At 62.3% G+C, this 22770-nt stretch carries 16 protein-coding genes; 11 read left to right on the top strand and 5 right to left on the bottom strand.

Features of this window, described 5'->3' with window-relative positions; genetic code table 11:
• Positions 1 to 424 precede the first annotated feature (424 nt).
• The 3 genes from AB843_RS14500 (at position 425) to AB843_RS14490 (ending at position 3045) form a co-directional block, all read left to right on the top strand.
• A complete protein-coding gene (locus AB843_RS14500; protein ID WP_082143839.1) occupies positions 425 to 1468 on the top strand; it encodes a LacI family DNA-binding transcriptional regulator in 1044 nt (347 codons plus the stop codon).
• A 46-nt stretch (positions 1469 to 1514) separates the two neighbouring features.
• The gene (locus AB843_RS14495; protein ID WP_048647599.1) at positions 1515 to 2489 is read left to right on the top strand and encodes a 2-hydroxyacid dehydrogenase; all 975 of its coding nucleotides are present in this window, start codon (positions 1515 to 1517) and stop codon (positions 2487 to 2489) included.
• A 136-nt stretch (positions 2490 to 2625) separates the two neighbouring features.
• Positions 2626 to 3045, top strand: coding sequence for an AprI/Inh family metalloprotease inhibitor (locus AB843_RS14490; protein WP_048647577.1), 420 nt, complete (start codon positions 2626 to 2628; stop codon positions 3043 to 3045).
• A 24-nt stretch (positions 3046 to 3069) separates the two neighbouring features.
• On the opposite strand, the gene AB843_RS14485 is transcribed toward AB843_RS14490, so the two are convergent.
• Positions 3070 to 3852, bottom strand: coding sequence for a gamma-glutamyl-gamma-aminobutyrate hydrolase family protein (locus AB843_RS14485; RefSeq protein ID WP_048647576.1), 783 nt, complete (start codon positions 3850 to 3852; stop codon positions 3070 to 3072).
• A gap of 327 nt (positions 3853 to 4179) precedes the next feature.
• Between AB843_RS14485 and AB843_RS14480 the strand changes: the two genes are divergently transcribed.
• Positions 4180 to 5286 carry a TRAP transporter substrate-binding protein gene (locus AB843_RS14480; RefSeq protein ID WP_048647575.1) on the top strand — a complete coding sequence of 369 codons (1107 nt, stop codon included), beginning with the start codon at positions 4180 to 4182 and terminating at the stop codon, positions 5284 to 5286.
• Positions 5287 to 5590: 304 nt separating this feature from the next.
• On the opposite strand, the gene AB843_RS14475 is transcribed toward AB843_RS14480, so the two are convergent.
• Both AB843_RS14475 and AB843_RS14470 read right to left on the bottom strand, forming a co-directional pair.
• Positions 5591 to 7348: a TRAP transporter large permease gene (locus AB843_RS14475; RefSeq protein ID WP_048647574.1), complete on the bottom strand. Its 1758-nt coding sequence runs from the start codon at positions 7346 to 7348 to the stop codon at positions 5591 to 5593.
• Positions 7345 to 7950 (bottom strand): TRAP transporter small permease subunit, encoded by a 606-nt coding sequence (locus AB843_RS14470; RefSeq protein ID WP_048647573.1) that lies wholly within the window; start codon positions 7948 to 7950, stop codon positions 7345 to 7347. The genes AB843_RS14475 and AB843_RS14470 overlap by 4 nt, the downstream gene beginning before the upstream one ends.
• Before the next feature lie 428 nt (positions 7951 to 8378).
• Between AB843_RS14470 and AB843_RS14465 the strand changes: the two genes are divergently transcribed.
• Positions 8379 to 9467 (top strand): TRAP transporter substrate-binding protein, encoded by a 1089-nt coding sequence (locus tag AB843_RS14465; protein WP_048647572.1) that lies wholly within the window; start codon positions 8379 to 8381, stop codon positions 9465 to 9467.
• Between the two features lie 172 nt (positions 9468 to 9639).
• Here AB843_RS14465 and AB843_RS14460 read toward each other — a convergent pair whose 3' ends face one another.
• Together AB843_RS14460 and AB843_RS14455 are read right to left on the bottom strand one after the other, a co-directional pair.
• The gene (locus tag AB843_RS14460) at positions 9640 to 11031 is read right to left on the bottom strand and encodes a TRAP transporter large permease (RefSeq protein ID WP_048647571.1); all 1392 of its coding nucleotides are present in this window, start codon (positions 11029 to 11031) and stop codon (positions 9640 to 9642) included.
• Entirely contained in the window at positions 11031 to 11603 is a 573-nt protein-coding gene (locus AB843_RS14455; protein WP_048647570.1) for a TRAP transporter small permease subunit, read from the bottom strand. The genes AB843_RS14460 and AB843_RS14455 overlap by 1 nt, the downstream gene beginning before the upstream one ends.
• A gap of 452 nt (positions 11604 to 12055) precedes the next feature.
• Here AB843_RS14455 and AB843_RS14450 point away from each other — a divergent pair, with 452 nt between their 5' ends.
• The 6 genes from AB843_RS14450 to AB843_RS14425 all read left to right on the top strand — a co-directional run bounded on the left by AB843_RS14450 (position 12056) and on the right by AB843_RS14425 (position 22763).
• Entirely contained in the window at positions 12056 to 15535 is a 3480-nt protein-coding gene (locus tag AB843_RS14450; protein WP_048647569.1) for an indolepyruvate ferredoxin oxidoreductase family protein, read from the top strand.
• A gap of 97 nt (positions 15536 to 15632) precedes the next feature.
• Positions 15633 to 17999, top strand: a complete 2367-nt coding sequence (locus AB843_RS14445; RefSeq protein WP_048647568.1) for a putative bifunctional diguanylate cyclase/phosphodiesterase — start codon at positions 15633 to 15635, stop codon at positions 17997 to 17999.
• A 39-nt stretch (positions 18000 to 18038) separates the two neighbouring features.
• On the top strand, positions 18039 to 18917 hold the full coding sequence (locus AB843_RS26430; protein WP_425286817.1) for an N-acyl amino acid synthase FeeM domain-containing protein: 879 nt from the start codon (positions 18039 to 18041) through the stop codon (positions 18915 to 18917).
• Positions 18918 to 18988: 71 nt separating this feature from the next.
• Entirely contained in the window at positions 18989 to 19663 is a 675-nt protein-coding gene (locus tag AB843_RS14435) for a Crp/Fnr family transcriptional regulator (protein ID WP_048647566.1), read from the top strand.
• Positions 19664 to 19965: 302 nt separating this feature from the next.
• Positions 19966 to 21942 (top strand): AMP-binding protein, encoded by a 1977-nt coding sequence (locus AB843_RS14430; protein ID WP_048647565.1) that lies wholly within the window; start codon positions 19966 to 19968, stop codon positions 21940 to 21942.
• On the top strand, positions 21939 to 22763 hold the full coding sequence (locus AB843_RS14425) for an ABC transporter ATP-binding protein (RefSeq protein WP_048647564.1): 825 nt from the start codon (positions 21939 to 21941) through the stop codon (positions 22761 to 22763). Before AB843_RS14430 ends, AB843_RS14425 begins: the two co-directional genes overlap by 4 nt.
• Positions 22764 to 22770: the final 7 nt, after the last annotated feature.

The raw sequence follows: 22770 nt of genomic DNA, 5'->3' as shown, positions 1-22770 counted from the left end.
ATCGGGAACATCTCAGGGGAGCAGGTCACGCGCCACATAGCATTTTGCAGTCAGGTGGAATCACCTGACGTCCGCGTAAATGCGAAAAACAATGAGATAGAGCGTCCTCTATGCGTTCGAACGAACGCATGGCGCTCTAGCGAAGACCAAATCCGGGTTTCGCGCCGGTGCTTCGTATCCCGACCTTGATCGCCCAGGCTTGCTGCGGCGCCGCTGTCGATGCGGCGCTGCTTCCGGTCGGAATGCTTCCCGATGGGCCGCCGGCTTCAATGCCGACAAAGCATATTCATTGACCTTTCCGCCAAGCGTGGCATAAGCAATCCTTAAACAGTTTAAAATGGCGAACGGATGTTTGCCGGAAAAGCGAACGGGTTGATGTTCAACGCGATTTTGCCGGGTATCGACCGCCACGCAGCACGCGGGCATGTTGCCCTGGGGGAGAGGTAAGCTGGCGCAGAAAATCAAGCTTTCGACGATTGCCGAGGCTCTCGGCGTTTCCACGGCAACCGTGTCGCTGGCGCTGCGCGACAGTCCGCTGGTGGCCGATGCCACAAGGCAACGCATCAAGGAGCATGCGCGCGAGATCGGCTATATCTACAACCGGCGAGCGGCCAGCCTGCGCACCTCGCGCTCGGGCATTGTCGGGGTCGTGGTGCACGACATCATGAATCCGTTCTTCGCCGAGATCCTGCGCTCCATCGAAAGCGAACTCGACCGTTCGCGCCAGACCTTCCTGTTGTCCAACCATTATGACCAGCTGGAAAAACAGCGGACGTTCATCGACACGCTGCTGCAGCTCGGCGCCGACGGCCTGATCATGTCGCCGGCAATCGGTACGCCGGCTCAGGACATCCGCCTGGTGGAGGAAAACGGCCTGCCGGTGGTGCTGATCGCCCGTTCCGTGGAGGGCGCGCAGGTGCCGGTGTTTCGCGGCGACGACGCCTACGGGACGGCGCTCGCCACCAATCATCTGATTTCGCTCGGCCACAAACGGATCGCCATGATCGGCGGCACCGACCAGACTTCGACCGGCCGCGACCGCTACCAGGGCTATGTCGATGCCATGCAAAAGGCCGGGCTCGAGATAAAGCCGCAATGGCGCTTTGCCGGACCGCGCACCAAGCAGGCGGGTTTCGAGATCACCGGCGCATTCCTCGCGCTGAAGGACAAGCCGACGGCGGCGGTCTGCTGGAACGATCTGGTCGCCATCGGCTTGATGAACGGCATCGCGCGTGCCGGCCTCGTGCCGGGCGTCGATATTTCCGTGACCGGCTATGACGATTTGGAGGAGGCGGCCATCGCGACGCCGGCGCTGACCACCGTCTGGAACGGCCAGCGCGATGTGGGGCGGCGGGCAGCCCGTGTCCTGCTCGACCGGCTGAACGGAGCGGCCGTCAATCCGGCGCAGGAACTGATCAAGCCCGAACTGCATGTGCGGCAGTCGGCCGGCAAGCCGGTCGAGCGCTGAATTCGGCGGCGCCTGCGAACGCCACGCACTCAATTTCCATGGAGGACTGACCTTGGCCGAGACGAACGGGATCACCATTCTGGTGCCAGGAAAACTGCACCCGCATGCAGCAAGGCGGATCGACGAGCGCTTCAGGCTGGTCATGCTGGACAAGGCGGATCCATCGCTCGTCAGCCCCGACATGGCGCGCGACGTGAAGGGCATCGCCGGCATGACCCGCATCGACGCGGCCTTCATCGACGCATTGCCGAACCTCGAGATCATCGCCAATTTCGGCGTCGGCTACGACGCGGTGGATGCGGCGCATGCGGGTCGCAAGGGCGTCATGGTGACCAACACTCCGGATGTCCTGACCGACGAGGTGGCCGACACGGCGGTTGGTCTTCTCATCAACACGCTGCGCGAATTGCCGCGCGCCGAGCGCTGGCTGCGCGAAGGACGCTGGGAGCGCGAGGGCGGCTATCGCTTCTCGCGCGGTTCGCTCAGAGGCCGCAGCGCCGGCATTTTCGGCATGGGGCGCATCGGCCAGGCGATCGCCACGCGGCTTGCGGCTTTCGGCCTGCCGATCGCCTATCACAACCGCCGCCCGGTGGCGGGCGTACCCTACGCCTATCATGACAGCCTGCTCGGCCTTGCCGGCGCGGTCGATACGCTGATCTGCGTGGCGCCAAGCAGCCCATCCACCGACAAGGCGATCAATGCGGAGGTGTTGCGCGCGCTGGGCGCCGACGGCGTCCTGATCAATATCGGTCGCGGCAGCACGGTGGACGAGGAAGCGCTGATCGCGGCGCTCGCCGATGAAACCATCCTTGCCGCGGGGCTCGACGTCTTTGCCCATGAGCCACATGTGCCCGAGGCGCTTCTCGCGCTGGAAAACACCTCCCTTCTGCCGCATGTCGGCTCCGCTTCGGTGATCACCCGCGAGGCGATGGCCGATCTTCTTGCCGACAATCTCGTTGCCTGGTTCGTTGACGGGAAGCCGCTTACGCCGGTTCCCGAAACCGCCCATGTGGGTGGGTAAGCGTTTCCGGCGATGAAACCACGCGTTGATTTTTACGTCGACTGGACAACCGATTCCCGCTTTCAGGCGATGTGTTAGCCAACGGTTAACGCCTTGACCGCACAGTGCCCCTTTGAGTGATCGCCGAGGGGTTGCGATGAAGGTTCTGGTCTCCGGGGCATTGGCTTTGGGATTGCTGGGTTCGACCGGCTATCTTTCGCTCCATCCGGCAAACGGTTCGAAGCCTGCTGCGGGTCCAGCGGGCGCGGATGCGGATTTGGGCGTGCGCGCCCATCCCGTCTTTGCCCTTGCAAAGGCCGGGGTCGACCAGGGATGCGCCGTGACAATGGGCGCGACCCGGCCCATGCAGCGGGCGGAGCTGACGTTGACCGAGGCGTGCGCGGCGATGATGCCGGCTTTGGCCAAGGCCCGCTACTGGCAGGACAACAGCGATGGCACGGTCGCCTTCGTCAGCGGTGAGGGCCAGGCGGTGGTGGAATTCTTCGCCGCCGACGGCATTGCCTATGAATCGTTTCGGCCGGAAACGGCTTTGCTCAGCCTCAGCGCCAGCCAGTAGCGCGGCGCTTTTGCACGTATCGCATTATTCCGCGGCGGTAGCCGCCTGGACGTCGGTACGGCGCGCGGCCGCATGGGCGCGCACCGCATCGCCGAAGGCGCGGAAGATGCGTCCGGAGGTTTCGTCGCTGGCGGCCCAGTATTCGGGGTGCCATTGCACGCCAACGGCGAATGACGGCGCATCCTTGACGGATACGGCCTCGACGGTCCCGTCCCTTGCCACGGCCTCCACCTGCAGGCGCGGGGCGATGGCGCCCACGCCCTGGCGGTGAACCGAGTTCACCTGGATGTCGCCCGGTCCGTAGATGGCGGCGAAGCAGCCGTCCGGCGAAACCGTGACGGGGTGGCGGATGGCGAAGCGCTCGTCCTGGCTGTCGCTTTGCGGCGCGCGATGATCGAGCGCACCGGGGCGTTCCTGGATCTCGGTCGCCAGCGTGCCGCCAAGGGCGACATTGAGCTCCTGGATGCCGCGGCATATGGCAAGCAGGGGAACACCCCGCTCGATGGCTTTCCTGATCAGCGGCAGGGTGGTCGCGTCGCGGGCCCTGTCGTAGGGACCGTTCTCCTCGCCGGGATCACCGCCGTAAAGTGCGGGATCGACGTTCGATTTCGAACCGGTAAGCATCACGCCGTCAACCGCGGCAAGCAGGCTGTCGAGATCGAGCCGGTCGCCAAGGGCCGGCACCAGGACAGGCAGGACGCCGGCGCCGGAAAGCGCGGCCTCCAGATACTGCTGGGGTGCCGCATGCCAGGTGTAATTCTCGAAATCCTTGGCGTCGGTCGAGACGGCGACGAGGGGCTGGTGCATGGCGGTTCCGATTATCCGTGATCAGGCTTTTTCACCAAAAGTGCGGGCTGGCTTCTCGAAACAGATGGGCACCATCCGTTTCGGTCAGACCAACTAGAATGTAATCACTCCTAGCCGCTTTCCAACGGCCTCGCGAGGGGTTTTGGCGGGTCTCCTACATTGGTCGCAAGCATCCTGTGCACGCTGGACTTGAGCTCGCATGCATGCATTGATGCCGATGGCGGCAAGCGCGGAACAATGCAAACAGCAAGGCCACGCCGGGCGCCATATATATGTCGGGCACAATGTCGTGTCGCGACAATCGGTTCCAAAATGGGAGGAGAATCCATGGACCGCAGAACCTTCATCAAGAAGGCGGGGCTGGCTGGCTCGGGCGTTGCCGCCGCATCGGTACTCGCCACGCCGGCCATTGCCCAGTCGATGCCGAAAATCACCTGGCGTTGCACTTCGTCGTTTCCGAAAGCGCTCGACACGATTTACGGCGCGGCCGAGACCATGGCGGATTTCGTCAAGGGAGCGACGGACGGCAATTTCGAAATCCAGGTCTTTGCCGCCGGCGAGATCGTGCCCGGCCTGCAGGCAGCCGACGCCGCGGCGGCCGGCACCGTCGAGATCGCCCATACGGCGTCTTATTATTACTGGGGCAAGGACCCCACCTATGCGCTCGGCACGGCCATCCCGTTCGGGCTCAACTATCGTCAGCAGAATGCCTGGTTCTATTACGGCGAAGGCAACACGCTGATGAACGAGTTTTATGGCGCCCAGGGCCTGTACGGTCTTCCCTGCGGCAATACGGGCGCCCAGATGGGCGGCTGGTTCCGCAAGGAGATCAACACGCTCGACGATCTCAAGGGCCTGAAGATGCGCATTGGCGGCATGGGCGGCAAGATCATCGAGAAGCTCGGCGTGGTGCCGCAGCAGATCGCCGGTGGCGACATCTATCCGGCGCTGGAAAAAGGCACGATCGACGCGGCCGAATGGGTCGGTCCTTATGACGATCAGAAGCTCGGGTTCAACAAGGTCGCCCAATACTACTATTATCCCGGCTGGTGGGAAGGCGGTCCGGTCCTGCATGCCCTGTTCAACAAGGCGAAATGGGAAGAACTGCCCAAGCCTTACCAGATGATTCTCGACGCGGCCTGCCGGGCGGCCAATGCCGACATGATGGCGAGCTACGACTACAAGAACCCGACTGCGCTGCGGCAACTGGCGGCCGACGGGGCTCAACTCAGGCCGTTCAGCCAGGAAATTCTCGAAGCCTGCTACAACGCATCGATCGAGACCTATGACGAGATCAATGCTTCGAATGCGATGTTCAAGAAGATCTACGACAATCAGCAGGCCTTCAAGAAGGACGCCTATCTGTGGGCGCAGATCTCCGAATACACATTCGACACCTTCATGATGATCCAGCAGCGCGCCGGCAAACTCTGACGCCGCGCCAGGCTCGGCATTTTGCCGTCAGGTGGTTTCACCTGACGTCCGCATAAATGCGGGAAAACAAAAAAATTGAGCGGTTCAGCGCTTCCATGAAACGCTGAACCGGTTTCGACGAAGACGATCCCCGGGGTGCGACGCCCCGGGGATTTTCGTTCCGGATCACGATGGCGCTTAGAGCGGGATGAGGAAAAGTGTGAAGCGGTTTTCCGCCCGCACCCCGCTCTAACCTATTGAGAGCGATCACGTTTATGATTTTGGATTGATTCAATCCAAAATCATCGTGATCTAGTTGAACCGCTCAGTTGAAACTGGGTGGCTGGCTCAGATCGGTCTGCGGCCTTTCCGGCTGACCGGCCTTTTCCGCGTCTTCGGCGGGTGCTTGCCCGAATGGAGAACCGCCAAGTCCGCCCGGCAGGCCGAAGCCGGGCTTTCCGTCTTCCTGCCCGAAAGGCGGCACGATGATCTCGATCGTATCGGGGTCGACGGTGTTGCTCGACTTATAGTGCGTCACCAGCGAGGGAAAGGCGATGACGAGCATGATCATGAGGAACTGAATGATGATGAACGGCACGGCGCCCTTGTAGATCTCCAGGGTCTTGACAGCCGGCAGGATGCGCCCGGAAACCTCGTCCTTCCATTCGCTCATCGGCGCGACCGAACGCAGATAGAACAGCGAGAAGCCGAAGGGCGGTGTGAGAAACGATGTCTGGAGATTGATGCCGAGGATGACGCCGAACCAGATCAGGTCGATGCCGAGCGTTTCGGCGGCCGGCACCAGCAACGGCACCATGATGAAGGCGATCTCGAAGAAGTCGAGGAAGCAGCCGAGGATGAAGATGAGGACCGTCACGGCGATCAGGAAGCCTGTCTCGCCGCCCGGCAGCCGCAGCAGCAATTCCTCGATCCACACATTGCCGTTGATGCCGTAGAAGGTCAGGCCGAAGACGCGCGCACCGATCAGGATGAACATGACGAATGCGGAAAGCTTGGTCGTCGCGTCGAGCGCCTGTTTGAGGATGGTGAACGACAGGCGTCCCTTGACGAATGCCAGGACCAGGGCGCCGGTCGCGCCCATCGCACCGCCTTCGGTCGGGGTGGCGATGCCGAGAAAGATGGTGCCGAGCACCAGGAAGATCAGCGCCAGCGGCGGGAACAGGACGATCACCACCTGCTCGGCTAGGCGGGACAGGATGCCGAGCTTGAAATAGCGGTTGGCGAGGCTGAAGGCGAGGGCCACCGCCGTGGCGGAGGTTGCCGCCCAGACGAGCCGGACCTCGCCGCGCATCTCGGCGAAAATCGTGTGATAGGTGACGAGATAGATTGCCACCGCCGCTGCGAGCAGGACGATCAGCGACGGGACGCCGCCGCCCAGCGTGCGCGTTTCCGGTGGCAGGGCCGGCGCCCAATGCGGCTTGACCAGCGTGATGGCGAAGACCAGCAGGCAGTAGAGGGCGATGATGATGAGTGCCGGGAAAAGGGCGCCGACATACATGTCGCCGACCGAGCGGCCAAGCTGGTCGGCCATGACGATCAGCACCAGAGACGGAGGCACGATCTGCGCCAGCGTGCCGGAGGCTGCGATGGTGCCGGCGGCAAAGCCGCGATTGTAATTGTAGCGCATCATGATGGGCAGCGAGATCAGCCCCATGGCGATCACCGAGGCGGCGACGACGCCCGTGGTGGCGGCCAGCAGCGCGCCGACCAGCACCGCCGCATAGGCGAGGCCGCCGCGCACGGGTCCAAACAGCTGGCCGATCGTGTCGAGCAGGTCCTCGGCCATGCGCGAGCGCTCGAGGATCAGTCCCATGAAGGTGAAGAACGGGATGGCCAGCAATGTGTCGTTGTACATGATCCCGTAAATGCGCTCGGGATGCGACTGGAGCAGCGGCCAGAAAAGACGGATCTCGCTGGAGACGTGCGAGACCTCGACACCGATGACGAAAAACAGCAGCCCGCCTGCTGCGAGCGTGAAAGCCACCGGATAGCCGATCAGCAGCATCGCCATGACGCTGACGAACATGATCGGCGCGAGGTTGTGGGCGATCAGGTCAATCACGGCCCCTTCTCCTCCATCTTGATGGCTGCTTCTACCGTTGGAGGCAGCGCGTGCTGTGGATTGGGCTCGTCGATCAGGCCGCGCAGCACGGCGATGCGCTTGACGATCTCGGACAGCGCCTGGGCGGCCAAGAGAACGAAGCCGGCCAGCACCATGAACTTGGCCGGCCAGATGATGAGCCCGCTCGCATTGGCCGAGATTTCACCGGAAAGGAAGGAACGCCGGAACCAGGGCCAACTCAGCCAGGTGAGCAGGGTGACGAAGGGGAGAAGGAAAAAGACATGGCAGAACAGATCGACCCAGTCGCGCGTGCGCTTGGAGAAGAAGCCGGAAACGATGTCGATGCGGATGTGTTCGTTACGCTGCAGCGTATAGGCCGAGGCGAGCATGAAGACCGTCCCGTAAAGATACCATTGCAGCTCGAGAAGACTGTTGGAAGCCCGGGGTATGGGGAGGTAGGCCGGCAGTCCGTTGCCCAGGAACCGCACCGTTGCGTTATAGGCGGAAACGAGGACCGCCACCAGGATCAGCCAGGAAACCTGTTTGCCGATAAATCGGTTAATACGATCTATCAGGCGCGAAAGGCCAAGCAGCCCCGCCATACGCTCCTCCCAACGATGTGTTCCCCCCGATGTTTTTTCCCGGGTTTTGTTTTTGTGGTCTATCCGCAGCCTGCCCGCAAGCGCGCCAAAAGTCGACAGTGACAGCTTTCCGCCCGGGCGTGGCCGGCAGATTTTCTGTTGAAACAACGTGTGCAAACAAACGAAGCTTCGTTTTGAATGGAACGATAAGGGCGATCCTTCCGTGAAATGCCTTTTCAATTCAGGCGCTTGATTTCCTGCCTGGTTTGAATAGACGCACAGCGGGTGAATAGCGGGGCCAGAGCGCCCATGGCCTAGACACATGCGCGACCGCGTGTATTGATACATGCTTCGATCGGGGGCAGGGCGTTTGCGCTTGCGCCACCGGTCATCGCCCCGGCCGTTCTTCGGCCTTTTTTTTCGATTGCGATAGTCTCGGGAGGTACTTCATGGATCGCCGTTCATTTATCAAGAAAGCCGGCTTGGCTGGCGTGGGCGCTGCCGCGCTTGCCACGCCAGCCATCGCGCAGGGCAACCAGACGTGGCGCATGGTCACCACCTGGCCGAAGAATTTTCCAGGTCTTGGCGTCGGCGCGCAGCGCCTGGCCGACCGCATCACGGCGGCTTCCGGCGGGCGCCTGACCATCCAGGTCTATGCCGCCGGTGAGCTGGTGCCGCCGCTGCAGTCGCTCGACGCGGTGATCGACGGTTCCGCCGAGATGAGCCACGGAGCGGCCTATTACTGGCAGAACAAGAGCGCCGGTCTTTCGTTCTTCACCGGTGTGCCCTTCGGCATGACGTCGCGCGAGTTGACCGCGTGGGTGCGCTATCTGGGCGGCCAGGAAATCTGGGACGAGATCTACGACCAGTTCGGCGTGCAGGGCTTCCTGTCCGGTGATACGGGCACACAGGCCGGCGGCTGGTTCCGCAACGAGCTGACGGGCCTCGATTCGGTCAAGGGCCTGCGCTTCCGCACGCCGGGCCTCGGCGGCCGTGTGTGGGAAAAGCTCGGCGCCACCGTCACCAACATGGCGGCCGGCGAAATCTTCCAGGCGCTGCAGTCGGGCACGCTGGACGCGGCCGAGTTCGTCGGTCCCTACAACGACCTGGCGCTCGGTTTCTACCAGGTCGCCAAGAACTATTACTTCCCGAGCTTCGTCGAGCCGGGCCTGGCGACCGAGCTGGTGGTCAACAAGTCGAAGTATCAGGAATTGCCGTCCGACCTGCAGGCCATCGTCAAGGATGTCTGCCAGGCCGAGTACGATCAGGTGGCCTCCGACTTCTATGCCAACGACCCGCGCGCGCTGAAGACGCTGGTCGACGACCACGGCGTGATCGTTCGCCAGTTCCCCGATGACATCATCGAGGCCGGCGCCAATGCGGCGATGGAAATTCTCGCCGAACTGCGCGATTCCAGCGATGCGCTGACGAAGAAGACGACAGAGAGCTTCATCGAGGCGCTGAACATCGTGCGCACGCGCACGGAAGGCACGGACGGCGCTTTCGTCGCGGCACGCGAGAAGTACTTCAAGATCTAGAGCATTTGAGCTGCCAGGTGGTTTCACCTGACGTCCGCATAAATGCGGGAAAACAATGAGCTAGACCGGTTCGGTGCTTCATAGAAACGCCGAACCGGTCTAGGCGCCATGCCCGCTTGAAACGGAAAAGCCCGGGTTTCGCCCGGGCTTTTTCTTTGTGGCGCTGCAAGCCTCAGTTGTAGATCGTCCGGGGCAGCCAGGTGGCGATCTCGGGGAAGATGAACATGATGGCGATCGCCAGCACCTGCAGGGCGACGAAGGGCAACACGCCCTTGTAGATCATCGCTGTGGAGACATTGTTCGGTGCGACGCCGCGCAGGTAGAACAGCGCGAAGCCGAAGGGCGGCGTCAGGAACGAAGTCTGCAGGTTCACGCCGACCAGAACGCCGAGCCAGATCGGATCGACACCGAGTGCCAGCAGGACCGGTGCGGTGATCGGGATGACGATGAAGATGATCTCGAACGTGTCGAGGATGAAGCCCAGCAGGAACATGATGAACATCACCACAGCCACGGCGGCAAGCGTGCCACCGGGCAGGTTGGCGAGGAACTCGTGCACCAGATTGTCGCCGCCCATCAGGCGGAAGACGATGGAAAACACCGACGCGCCGAACAGGATGATGAACACCATGCAGGTGATGGAGGCGGTGGCAATGGCCGTCTCGCGCAGCACCCGAAACGACAGGCGCCAGCGCAGCCCGGCCAGCACCATCGCACCGACCGCGCCAACCGATGCAGCCTCGGTCGGCGTGGCGATGCCGCCGAGAATCGAGCCGAGCACTGCGGTGATCAGCATCAGTGGTGGCAGGAGCGCCACGGCGACCTCGCGGAGCAGGGCCTTCTTGTCCTCCGGCGCCACGGGGGTGGCGGGACAGGACGCTGGATCGAAGATCGCCTTCAAAATGGTCCAGCCGAGATAGAGGCCGACCAGCAGCACGCCGGGCAGGATGGCGCCGGCGAACAGGTCGCCGACGGAGACGGGCACCGGGGCGAAGTTGCCCTTGGCCATCTGCACCTGCGCGTTGATGCCCGACAGCATGTCGCCCATGAAGATCAGCACCGTCGATGGCGGGATGATCTGACCCAAAGTGCCCGACGCGCAGATGACGCCGGTGGCGAGCTTGGGATCGTAATTGGCGCGCAGCATGGCCGGTAGCGAGATCAGGCCCATCGTCACGACGGTGGCGCCGACGACGCCTGTCGAGGCGGCCAGAAGCGCGCCGACGATGATGACGGACATGCCGAGGCCGCCACGCAGATTGCCGAACAGCTTGCCCATCGTCAGCAGCAATTGCTCGGCGATCTTCGAACGTTCGAGCATCACGCCCATGAAGATGAACAGCGGCACGGCGACCAACACCTCATTGGTCATGTAGCCGATGTAGCGGTTGGTCAGGCTGCCGAAATTCGACGGGTCGAACACGCCGAGCCACATGCCGACCGCGCCGAACATCAACGAGACGCCGGCCAGCGTGAAGGCGACGGGAAAGCCCAGCAGCAGGAAGCCGATGATGCCGAAGAACATGAGCCCCGCAAGGAGCTCGCCAATGAGAACCGGATCCATCAGACGTTTGCCTCCGGCAGCATTTCGGTCTCGCTCTGGTAGCGCAGTTTCTGCGGAAGCAGGGCTTCGTTCCCCGTCAGAACCAGGATGGAGCGCAACGCCATGGCGATGCCCTGCAGGGCGATCAGGACGGCGAAAGCGAGGATGAAACCCTTCAGCACGAACAGCCCAGGCATGCCGCCGACATTTGCCGAAGCCTCGCCGATGCGCCAGGAACGCTGAACGAAGGGCCAGCCATAATAGAAGACAATCCAGGTGAACGGCAGGAGGAACAGCGCGACGCCGATCAGGTCGACGACGGCTTTGCGCCGCACATTGGCCGGCCGGTAGAAGATGTCGACGCGCACGTGGTCATTGCGCAGCAGCGCGAAACCGGCCACCGCAGTGAACATTGCGCCGTTCAGCCAGACATAGAGATCCTGCATCCAGACGAAGCTGACCGCGAAGACATAGCGCTGCACGACGACGGTGAAGCAGACGAGAACGATGGCCAATGACAGCCAGGCGAAGATGTTGCCGATGAGGGCATTGAGCCCGCATATGGCGCGGACGGCGAAAGCGATTGCGCGCACGGGTCAAAATCCCCCGTCGCCGGCGCGCACGGCGTGCGGCACATGTCTATCCGTCATTTTCTACCCTCTTGCATTTCCCCTTGGCGGGCGCCAATTGTTATCCAGGCGTCCCGTCCTGCCCGGTGCCGGGCGCGGTTGATTAGCAGCTTTCCGACTTTGGCAAAAGTTATCCGCTGCGAAAAGTCGCCTTTTTGCCCGCCGAACCTAGATGATTGATGAAAGAGTGCCGCGCCGCCGGATGCACGGCGCGTCGAAGCGAATATACTGTCGTCAGAATCATTCGCTATCCTGTTCTTCCGGCTAATAAAATGTCGCCGGGAAGGCGCGTAATGCGGCGGACTTGCTCTTTGTTGTGGACACCGCAATTTCGTTTGACGCGGTGCGGTGCCAATAGAAAACTACCCTGGCGGAAATGCCTCGAAGGCCGCTGTCCGTTGAGGAGGATACCGTAAATGACGCTTCACGACGTCGCGCTGGACGACAAATACGACCTGAGCAAGGAACGCATCTTCGTTTCCGGCGCGCAGGCTGTTGTGCGTATGCTTTTGATGCAGCGCGAGCGTGACCGGCGTGAAGGGCTCAACACGGCGGGCTTCGTTTCCGGCTATCGCGGCTCGCCGCTCGGCGGCTTCGACCAGCAGCTGTGGAAGGCGAAGAAGTCGCTCGAGGCGTCGAACGTCATCTTCCAGCCGGGCCTCAACGAGGAACTTGCCGCCACCGCCTGCTGGGGTTCCCAGCAGACCAACATTCTCGGCGAGGGCAAGTATGACGGCGTGTTCTCCGTCTGGTACGGCAAGGGGCCTGGCGTCGACCGCTGCGGGGATGTGTTCAGGCATGCCAACCAGGCGGGCTCGGCGAAGAATGGCGGCGTGCTGGCGCTGATGGGCGACGACCACACGGCCGAATCCTCCACTGTCGCCAATGCCAGCGAGTTCGCCTTCGTCGATGCGATGATCCCGATCCTCAATCCGGCGGGCGTTCAGGAACTGGTCGATTACGGCCTCTATGGTTACGCCTTATCGCGCTTCGCCGGCACCTGGACGGCCATCAAATGCGTCAAGGACAACATCGAATCGACGGCGGCCGTGGATGTGTCGCTCGACCGCCTGAACATCATCAAGCCGGATTTCGACATGCCGCCCGGCGGGCTCAACATCCGCAACGAAATCAACATGCTTGGCCAGGAAACGCGGCTGTATGATTTCAAGCGCGCCGCCGCCGCCGCTTTCGTCCACGAGAACAAGCTCAACCGCGTCATCTATACGGGCGGATCGAAGGCGAAGATCGGCATTGTCACGCTTGGCAAGAGCTATCTCGACACACGCCAGGCGCTTGACGATCTGGGCATTGACGAGGCGCGCGCCAAGGCGCTCGGCATCCGACTGTTCAAGGTGGCCTGTCCGTGGCCGTTCGACGTCGAGCACATGCGCGATTTCGCCCGCGGCCTCGACATGGTCATCGTCGTCGAGGAAAAGCGCTCGCTGATCGAAGTGCAGTTGCGCGAAAATCTCTACGGCACGGCCAACCAGCCGGAAATCATCGGCAAGGTCGATGAGAAGGGCGGGCGTCTGTTCGCGCCGACGGCGGCGCTCGATCCCAATGAGATCGCCATCGCCATCGGCGAGCGCATTCTGCGGGTGATCGGCCCGTCGGAGGAGATCGCCGCGCATGTGAAGCGGCTGCGCCAGTTCCAGGCGATGCTTGCCGACACGGTGGATGTCGCCTCGCGCACGCCTTTCTTCTGTTCCGGCTGCCCGCACAACACATCGACCAACGTTCCCGAAGGCTCGATCGCCGGCGGTGGCATTGGCTGCCACTTCATGGCGACCTGGATGGACCGTTCGAATGTCGGCTTCACCGCCATGGGCGGCGAGGGGGCGCAGTTCGTCGGCCAGGCTCCGTTCTCCAAGCGTGAGCACTTCTTCCAGAACCTGGGCGACGGCACCTACAATCATTCGGGAACCATGGCGATCCGCTTCGCCATCGCTTCGGGCGCAAATATCACCTACAAGATCCTGTTCAACGATGCGGTGGCGATGACCGGCGGCCAGCCGCATGAAGGCGGGCTGACGGTCGGCATGATCGCCGACCAGGTGCGCGCCGAAGGCGTCTCGCGCATCGCCGTCGTCAGCGACGAACCGGAGAAATATGCCGGCGTGGTCAATTTCCCCACCGGCACGACGATCGACCACCGCGACGAGCTGGACCGCGTGCAGCGGGACTTGCGCGAATTGAAGGGCGTCACGGTTCTGATCTACGACCAGACCTGCGCGGCCGAGAAGCGCCGCCGGCGCAAGCGCGGCACATTCCCCGATCCGGACAAGCGGGTCTTCATCAACGAGCTGGTGTGCGAAGGCTGTGGCGATTGCGGCGTCAAGTCGAACTGCGTTTCCGTGCAGCCGCAGGAAACCGAGTTCGGCCGCAAGCGGCGCATCGACCAGTCGAGCTGCAACAAGGATTTCTCCTGCGTCAACGGTTTCTGCCCATCGTTCGTGACGGTGCATGGGGCCAAGTTGAAGAAGGCGCAGGGTGCCACGGGCGCCGACAATCCGCTGGACGGCGTACCGGAGCCGAAGCTGTTCCCCCTGACGCATGGCTGGTCGGCCGTGGTCGACGGGATCGGCGGCACGGGCGTCGTTACCGTCGGGGCGATCGTCGGCATGGCGGCCCATCTGGAAGGCAAGGGCGCCGGCATTATCGACATGGCGGGCCTGGCACAGAAGGGCGGCGCGGTCTTCACCCATCTGCGCATCGCCCGGACGCCGGAGGACATCCACGCCATCCGCGTTTCGGCGGGCGAGGCGGACCTGATCCTCGGCTGCGACCTCGTCGTGTCGGGCACCAAGAAAGTGCTGGCCTCGGCACGTGAGGGGCACACGCTGTTCATGGCCAACACGGCCGAAGTGATGCCGGGCGACTTTACCCGCTCGGCGGATTTCTCCCTGCCCGTCGAACGCCTCAAGAAGGCAGTGCGCGCCGCCGCAGGCGAGCAGAATGCGCATTTCTTCGACGCGACCCGGGCGGCCAGCGTGCTGTTCGGCAATTCAGTCGGCGCCAACATGTTCATGCTCGGCATGGCCTACCAGCGCGGCGGGCTTCCCGTTTCCGCCGAAGCGATCGAAAAGGCGATCACGCTCAACGGCCAGGCCGTGTCGATGAACGTCACCGCGTTCCGCTGGGGCCGGCGCGCCGGTCATGATCCCGAATTCGTGCAGGCGCTGGTGGTCAGGTCGGCCAATGGCGATGCGCGGCCGGCCTTGTCGCAGTCGCTCGACGAGGTGATCGAGCGGCGCTCCGCCTTCCTCGCCGGCTACCAGAACGAGGCCTATGCGGAACGCTACCGCGCCCGCATCGCGCGGCTGCGCGCCGCCGAAGAAAGGGCCGTGCCGGGCTCGACCGTCGTGACGGAGGCCGCCGCCCGCAATCTGTTCAAGCTGATGGCCATCAAGGACGAGTACGAGGTGGCGCGGCTCTACACGGACGGCGCCTTCAAGAAGCAGCTTGCCGCCGAGTTCGAAAGCTACGACCGGCTCGAGTTCCATCTGGCCCCGCCGGTTCTCGGGCGGCGCGACGCCAACGGCGTGGCGCGGAAATCGAACTTCGGTCCCTGGATGATGACGGCTTTCCGCCTTCTGGCGCGCTTGAAGGGTCTGCGCGGCACGGCGCTCGACATTTTCGGCCGCACCAGCGAACGGCGCATGGAGCGCCGGCTTCTCGCCGATTATGAGAGCGATCTCGACCGCATCGAAGGGCTTGTGTCGCCACGGCGGCTGGAGGCGGCCGCGGCGCTGGCCAGCGTGCCGGCGCTCATTCGCGGCTTCGGCCATATCAAGGAAGCCAATGCGCGAAAGGCGGAACAGGAGCGCGCGCGGCTTGTTGCCCGGCTCGAGGGTGGCGACGATCAGGGAGCCGTACTGAAGGCAGCGGAGTGAACCGGCTTATTCTTAGCCGGGTTAGCGCAAACGTTTCGGCATAAAGCTTTCTTAATGCTGTTGTGCCATTTCTGGGCCTGTCAATCGGGCTCATGCGGTGAAAAACAGCAAGAACAGCATTCCGGAAGACGTGTATGTGGGCTTCGTTCGGTCGTTGTTCAACGAGCCGACGATTCTGCTCGTCGGTGGCGCAAGCCACTGCCTGATCGCTTATCTTGCCTACACATCCTCCAACGAACCGGTCTATCTCGGCTTCGCGCTTGCGCTGCTGATTGCCGGCGTTCTTCGCTATCTGGGCATCGTCAAGGGACGCGCCGCCAATATCGAGTCCTACAAGGACGCGGAGAAATGGGAACTGAACTACCTCATCTGGGGGTTTCTCCAGGCGTTGATCATGGGGATGTTCTGTTTCGTCGCGATCTATGTGAAGCCCGACGTTTTTGCGGAAATCGCATCGATTGCGGTGGTGATCGGATCGACGATCACCATCGTCGGCCGGAACTACGGTTCCAGGACGATGGTGCTGCTGCAGGCGCTGGTCGTCGTCTTGCCGATGGCGATCGGCATGATCCTCAAATTCGAGACCGAGTATGTCATTCTCGGCCTCTATCTCATCCCCTTCATCTTCGTCCTGAAGAAGATGTCCGACAGCGTGCGCACCGTGCTGTTCGATGCGATCATCCAGGGCCGGCGTTCCCGCAATCTTGCGCAGCGGTTCGACCGCGCGCTCAACACCATGCCGCATGGGCTGGTGATGTTCAATCCGCAGGAACGGGTGGTCGTCAGCAATGCGCAAGCCGCGGAAATGCTGGGTTTCAGGTCACCCGAGCAGCTTTTCGGACGCACGCTCAAGGCGCTTCTGATGCGCGGTGTTGCAAGCGGCCTCCTGACGCAGCGCGATTTTGCGTATGCGGAAGATCATCTGTCGCGGGCGTTGCGCGAAGGGCGTGACCGCAAGGTCATGCTGCGGATGACCAATGGACGCCATTTCGAATTTTCGGCGCGGGAGGGGCGTGAGGAACTCGGTGTTCTCACCTTCGAGGACGTGACCAGCCGGGTCGAGGCGGAAGACAAGATTCGTTTCATGGCGCGATACGACAGCCTGACCAGCCTGCCCAATCGCGCCTATTTTCATGAGAAAGTCAGCGAGGCGATGGCGGGCGGCGACCAGACCCGGCTTTGTGCGCTGGCGGTGCTCGATCTGGACGACTTCAAGAGCGTCAACGACACGCTCGGCCATCCGGTCGGCGATGGCCTCATCTACGCGGTTGCCGAACGCCTGTCGGCTTTCGCCAGCCTCGACATCCGCATCAGCCGGTTCGGCGGCGACGAGTTCATGATCTTCTTCAACAACGTTGAAGACGAACGGGCGTTCTCGGAGGTGTTCGACCGCATCTTTGCCGGCCTGCAGGGGGAGGTCGACATCGCCGGCCATGCCGTACGAATCCAGGCCAGCGGCGGCGCGGTCGTGGTTCCGGTGAGCGGCAGCGACGTGGACGCGATGATCGTCAAGGCCGATCTGGCGCTCTACAAGGCCAAGGAACTCGGCAAGAACGTCTGGAGCCTCTTCGAAACCGAAATGGATGTCGCCTTCCGCAATCGTCAGATCATGAAGGCCGATCTGCGAAGCGCGGTCGAGGCGGGCAATCTGCGCGTCGTCTACCAGCCGATCGTCGATATGCGGACCATGCGGATCGCCAGTTGCGAGGCGCTGTGCCGTTGGGATCATCCGGATCTCGGCCTCGTGTCGCCGGCGATCTTCATTCCGCTTGCCGAGGAAATGGGCCTGATCTCGCAGATCAGCACCATCGTCCTGAGATCGGCCTGCCGTGAATGCGCCAAGTGGCCCTCGCATATTGGCATCTCCGTCAATCTGTCGGCCAAGGATTTCCATTCCGACGAGGTCGTGTCGAAGGTGCGCGACGCGTTGGCGGTCTCGGGACTGGCGCCCGAGCGGCTCGAGATCGAAGTCACCGAGACGGCGCTGCTCAACAACAGCGCGGCCACGGTCACCTATATCGAGGGGTTGAAGGCGTTGGGGATACGCATCGCGCTCGACGATTTCGGCACCGGTTATTCAAGCCTCAGCTATCTGCACACGCTGCCCCTCGACAAGGTCAAGATCGACGGCAGCTTTCTCGTCGATGTGACGGAGAACGAACGCTCGCACCGGTTGCTGAAGGGCGTTGCGACATTGTCGCGCGATCTTGGAATGGCCGTCACCATCGAGGGCGTGGAACGTTTCGATCAGTTGAAGATCCTGTCGCAGTCGGTCAAGCCGGATTTCGTCCAGGGTTTCCTCTTCGGATCGGCGCTGACGTCGTCGGGCATCGAAACCATGTCGTCGAAAACGTGGGTTTTCGCCGACGATCAGGCATCCGCCAACCATGAGGCCGAGGGTGAAGCCGAACAGCGCGGCCCTCGCTGGCGAGATCCATTCAGCCGCTCCCGCTCGACCGTCTGACCTTGCAATCCATCGGTTGTGGCCGCGTGCGCTGCCCGCATGCGGAGCCAATCATTAACCTTAACAGAATGTAAACGACCTCGTTCTCTTTTTCTTCTTCTTGTAGCGGTCCAACTGATTTACCGTATACCCACGAGTAGGGGTGGTGCGGTGTCAGTATCAGATCGGCGTTTTCACGGGGACGATACAGGCCGAGGTCGGGTTTCCGCCTTCAGTCGCAACGTTTTGTCGGTTCTCGAGAAAATCGAATACCGCCGTTGCGATACGGGAGAAGATCTCGAGGCGATCTACCGCCTCAGGTACAAGTCGTTTCGCAAGCATGGTCTTCTGCTGTCTGAAACGGCCGATCAAAGAATGGTCGATGATCTCGATGAGGCGCCGAATTGCCACAAGTTCGGCGTGTTCATGGAGGGTGAGCTGGTCAGCACCATCCGCCTTCATCACCTGAAGAAGCAAACCCCCTTCGCGCCCGCCATGACGGTGTTCGGCAACGTGCTCCAGCCACGGCTCGATCGCGGCGAATCGTTCATCGATCCGAGCCGGTTGTCGATCGATCCCGACCTGTACGGCGTGCACAGGGTCATGCCGCACATAACCCTGCGCCTTGCCTTCATCGCCAATATCTATTTCAAGACCGTCGCCTGCATCTTCATGATCCGCGAGGAGCACACCGCGTTCTACGCGCGCAATTTCCAGGCGACACAGATCGGTCATCCACGGCCCTATCCTCCGTTCACCATGCCGATCTATCTTTACGAGACGCGTTACGACCTCAACATGCAGCGGACGATCGACCGGTTCCCGTTCTACTTCTCGACGCCGATGGAACAACGTATGCTGTTTGCGCGGCCGAAGCCGGGTGAACTCGCTCCGCTTACCGTGCTTCCGACGGCCAGGTATCTCCACCAGGCCGCCTGAACGTCACCGACGCGGCAATCGAGGTCCACTGGCTTCTTGTCGCCGCTACGCCGGCAGGCTATCGAAGAACGATGAGCGCCAAGAAGGATATCGCTGCTTCCGTCGTCTGGGCGGCCGAGTTGACCGACGATGAACGCGACCGTGCGCGGCGGGGGCTGAGCGAGCGTATCTTTTCGAAGGGCGGGTATATCTGCCATCGCGGTGACCGGCTCGATCACTGGACAGGCGTGATCGAGGGCCTGATCAAGATCAGCGCCATTTCGGCGGCGGGCAAGGCGATGACCTTTGCCGGGGTGACGGATGGCGGCTGGTTCGGCGAGGGATCGGTGCTGAAGAACGAGCAGCGCAAATATGACGTCGTTGCCATCCGCGACACGCGGCTTGCCATGCTGTCGCGCAGCACATTCATGTGGCTGTTCGAGAACAGCCAGGGGTTCAACCGCTTCCTGGTGCGGCAGCTGAACGAGCGGATGGGACAGTTCATCGCCACCATCGAGTATGATCGGATCCTCGACCCGAAGGCGCGCGTGGCGCGCAACCTGTCCTGGTTCTTCAATCGGGCGCTCTATCCTGCGGCCGGCAACGAGATCCAGATCAGCCAGGAGGAACTCGGGCTTCTGGCAGGCGTGTCGCGGCAGGTGGTCAATCGCAGCCTGCGCCAGCTTGAAGACGAGGGCCTGCTCAAGGCCGAGCACGGCCGCATCATGGTCGTCGATGCCGAGGCGCTGAGCCGCTACGGTTCGTAGAACGAGAAGAACGCGCCAGGGCTGAACGGGAAGACCCGAAACTGCAAAGCTGTGGTGGAGAATGAGGCCTGGCCTGCCTGCCGGCAGCAATGTCATTTGCCGGTCAGCCCACAAAGAGCAACGACGGCGCGCGTGCGAACACGAGGCTGCTGTATAATAAAGACAAACTGTGAGCCTGTCTGTCAAGAGGCGAGTTGATTGCGCGGGGTTTTCATGAAAACCTCGGTGCAATCAATAGTCTCCGGCTCGAGGAGGAGCTGGAAACAACGGCGAGTCAACCGCCGCATCAGGGAGGAAACGGCTTGGCGCACAATACCGCGTCGACGGACACGTTTGCCAAATATCTGCTGCTGAACGCCGAGCGCTTTCGTGGCCGGCCGGCCATGCGGTTCAAGGATTACGGCATCTGGCAGAGCTGGACCTGGGAGGAACAGCTCAACGAGGTGCGCGCCCTGGCGCTTGGCCTGCAGACGATCGGCGTCAAGCGCGGCGACAAGATCGCCGTGATCGGCGCAAACCGGCCGCGGCTCTACTGGTCGTTTGCCGCCGCCCAGTCGCTCGGCGCGGTGCCGGTGCCCGTCTATGCGGATTCGGTGGCCGACGAGATGGCCTATGTCCTCGACCACGCCGAGGCGAAATTCGCCGTCGTCGAGGACCAGGAGCAGGTCGACAAGGTGCTGTCGGTGGCCGATCGCGTCCCGGCGCTGACCGATCTGATCTACGACGAGCCGCGCGGCCTCAAGGACTACGATCACACGCATCTGCACGACTATGGGACGCTGCGCGAGACGGGGCTGAACCGGTTCGCCGAGGAACCCGGCGCGACCGAAGGCTGGCTCGACGAGGTGGCGCAGGGCAAGGGCAGCGACCTGTCGGTCATTCTCTATACGTCCGGCACGACCGGGCGGCCGAAGGGCGTCATGCTGTCGAACGACAATTTTGTCCGGTCGGCCCTCAACGGCAATGGCTTCGACAATCTCGGTGAGAACGAGACGACCATCGCATATCTGCCGCTCGCCTGGGTCGGCGATCATCTGTTCTCCTATGCGCAATCCTATACGGCCGGCTATTGCGTCGCGTGCCCGGAAAGTCCGGAGACGATCAACGAGGACCGGCGCGAGATCGCGCCGACCTATTTCTTCGCTCCGCCGCGCGTGTTCGAAACCCTCCTGACCTCGATCATGGTGCGGATGGAGGATGCCGGGCGGGTGAAGAAGGCGATGTTCGATTACTTCCTTGCCCATGCGGGCAAGGTTGGCGAGCGCATCCTGAACGGCGAGACCGTTTCCTTCTGGGACCGGCTGAAGTATCAGCTCGGCGATTTCCTGGTCTACGGCCCGCTGAAGAACCGCATCGGGCTGTCGCGCATGCGCGTCGGCTACACGGCCGGCGAGGCGATCGGTCCGGAGCTGTTCAGCTTCTATCGCTCGCTCGGCCTGAATCTGAAGCAGCTCTACGGACAGACGGAGGCGACCGTCTACATCACGGCGCAGGCCGACGGCAAAATCCGCCCCGACACGGTCGGCCTGCCGTCTCCCGAGGTGGAGATCAAGATCGCCGACAATGGCGAGGTGATGTACCGCTCGCCCGGCGTGTTCGTCGGTTACTACAAGAACGAGGAGGCGACGCGGGAGACCAAGACCGCGGATGGCTGGGTGCATACGGGCGATGCCGGCTTTTTCGATGCCGATGGTCAGCTGAAGATCATCGACCGGGCGAAGGACGTCGGCAAGCTGGCCTCGGGCGCGCTGTTCGCGCCGAAATACATCGAGAACACGCTGAAATTCTTCCCCGACATCAAGGAGGTGGTGGCTTTCGGCCACGGGCGCGATTTCTGCGCCGCCTTCATCAACATCGACCTGACCGCGGTCGGCAATTGGGCCGAGCGCAACAACATCGCCTATGCCTCGTACCAGGAACTGGCCGGCCACAGCCAGGTCTACGAGACCATTGCCGCCCATGTGGACGAGGCCAACCGGCGGCTGGCGCGCGAACCGCTGATGGCCGCCTCGCAGATCAAGCGGTTTCTCGTCCTGCACAAGGAACTCGACGCCGACGATGGCGAGCTGACGCGCACCCAGAAGGTGCGGCGCAGCTTCATCGCCGAGCGCTACGGGCCGCTGATCGAGGCGCTCTACGACGGTTCGACGGAAAAATTCGTCGAAACCGAGGTGACCTATGAGGACGGCCGCAAGGGCATCATCCGCGCCACGGTGAAGGTCGTCGATGCAAAAGTGCATGACGCGCCGAAGGAAATGATACGGGAGGCCGCCGAATGAACCCGCGCCCCGATCCGAACCATCTGCGCGTCTCGGACGATGGCATAGCCAAGGGCGGCGTGCTGCTCGACGTGCGCAATGTTTCACTGGCCTTCGGCGGCGTGAAAGCCATAACCGACATTTCGCTGAACGTCATGAAGGGCGAGATACGCGCCATCATCGGCCCGAATGGTGCCGGCAAGACGTCGATGCTCAACGTCATCAACGGTTTCTACACGCCGCAACTGGGAACCATCGTCTTTCGCGGCAAGGAACGACGCTCGATGAAGCCGCACCAGGCGGTCGGGCAGGGGATTGCCCGCACCTTCCAGAACGTGGCGCTGTTCAAGGGCATGTCGACGCTCGACAACATCATGGCCGGGCGCTCGGTGATGATGAAGCGCCATATCGGCTGGCAGATGCTGTGGCATGGGCCGGCGCTGCGCGAGGAGATCGAGCATCGGGAGAAGGTCGAGGAGATCATCGACTTCCTGGAGATCCAGCACATCAGGCGCACGCCGGTCGGCAAATTGCCCTACGGGCTGCAAAAGCGCGTCGAGCTGGGCAGGGCACTGGCCATGGAGCCGACATTGCTTCTGCTCGACGAGCCTATGGCCGGCATGAATCTCGAGGAAAAAGAAGACATGAGCCGGTTCATCATCGACGTGAACCAGCAGAGGGGGACGACCATCGCGCTGATCGAGCACGATATGGGCGTGGTGATGGATTTGTCCGACCGGGTGGTCGTGCTCGACTACGGCAAGAAGATCGCCGATGGACCGCCGGACGAAGTGAAGAACAATCAGGATGTGATCGACGCCTATCTGGGCGTGCCGCATTGAGTATTTT

Source organism: Nitratireductor soli (assembly GCF_001050155.1).
Lineage (GTDB): Bacteria > Pseudomonadota > Alphaproteobacteria > Rhizobiales > Rhizobiaceae > Nitratireductor > Nitratireductor soli.
The sequence above is the reverse complement of the archived record's forward strand: the minus strand, read 5'-3'. Positions and strand labels throughout refer to the sequence as shown.

Excerpts from the sequence above, each read along its gene's own strand:
- AB843_RS14500 (WP_082143839.1), top strand. The coding sequence starts at position 425 with ATGTTGCCCTGGGGGAGAGGTAAGCTGGCGCAGAAAATCAAGCTTTCG.
- AB843_RS14490 (WP_048647577.1), top strand. The coding sequence starts at position 2,626 with ATGAAGGTTCTGGTCTCCGGGGCATTGGCTTTGGGATTGCTGGGTTCG.
- AB843_RS14485 (WP_048647576.1), bottom strand. The coding sequence starts at position 3,852 with ATGCACCAGCCCCTCGTCGCCGTCTCGACCGACGCCAAGGATTTCGAG.
- AB843_RS14480 (WP_048647575.1), top strand. The coding sequence starts at position 4,180 with ATGGACCGCAGAACCTTCATCAAGAAGGCGGGGCTGGCTGGCTCGGGC.
- AB843_RS14470 (WP_048647573.1), bottom strand. The coding sequence starts at position 7,950 with ATGGCGGGGCTGCTTGGCCTTTCGCGCCTGATAGATCGTATTAACCGA.
- AB843_RS14465 (WP_048647572.1), top strand. The coding sequence starts at position 8,379 with ATGGATCGCCGTTCATTTATCAAGAAAGCCGGCTTGGCTGGCGTGGGC.
- AB843_RS14460 (WP_048647571.1), bottom strand. The coding sequence starts at position 11,031 with ATGGATCCGGTTCTCATTGGCGAGCTCCTTGCGGGGCTCATGTTCTTC.
- AB843_RS14450 (WP_048647569.1), top strand. The coding sequence starts at position 12,056 with ATGACGCTTCACGACGTCGCGCTGGACGACAAATACGACCTGAGCAAG.
- AB843_RS26430 (WP_425286817.1), top strand. The coding sequence starts at position 18,039 with ATGCGGAGCCAATCATTAACCTTAACAGAATGTAAACGACCTCGTTCT.
- AB843_RS14435 (WP_048647566.1), top strand. The coding sequence starts at position 18,989 with ATGAGCGCCAAGAAGGATATCGCTGCTTCCGTCGTCTGGGCGGCCGAG.
- AB843_RS14425 (WP_048647564.1), top strand. The coding sequence starts at position 21,939 with ATGAACCCGCGCCCCGATCCGAACCATCTGCGCGTCTCGGACGATGGC.